Source organism: Mesorhizobium helmanticense, assembly GCF_003034915.1.
GTDB lineage: Bacteria > Pseudomonadota > Alphaproteobacteria > Rhizobiales > Rhizobiaceae > Mesorhizobium > Mesorhizobium helmanticense.
On the sequence record NZ_PZJX01000126.1, the window covers coordinates 1 to 425 of the forward strand.

1 protein-coding gene is annotated in these 425 nt (G+C 52.5%); it reads right to left on the reverse strand.

The annotated features are described in order from the left end of the window. Nucleotides 1–425: hypothetical protein (locus tag C9427_RS34605; protein ID WP_208636464.1), on the reverse strand; the 425-nt coding region annotated here is incomplete at both ends.

Here is a 425-nt window from a genome sequence, read left to right on the forward strand (position 1 = left end):
AAGGCTATACTGTAGCGGTAAGGTGCAAGTGCGTCCCATTTATCTCCAATCAGTTGAAAACCTCGGCCGAACAGGTCGAACTCGATCTCCTCTCTCAGCCGTTCCAAAAACGCCAGCCGATATCGATGTCCTTTAAGCAGGGCGATGTTGCTGGTAATCCAAGAGAGCCGACGCGGCTTGTCAACGACTTCGCTGACCAGAAGTTGGTCATATGTCTTTCTTACAGACCAAGACCGAGTGATAGGTGGAGACAAGACGAATCGACGCCCTGCATTCTGCCGAGCTACCAGCTCTGCGTCAGACGTCAGAACGATGGTATTTTCCCCTTGCCCTAGATGGAGCGCGCGATGAGCTTTCGTCGGCGGTTCGCCGATTGCAAAAATTGTCCTGTTCGGGCTCGCCTCGATATCAACAGGAAGTCCAAA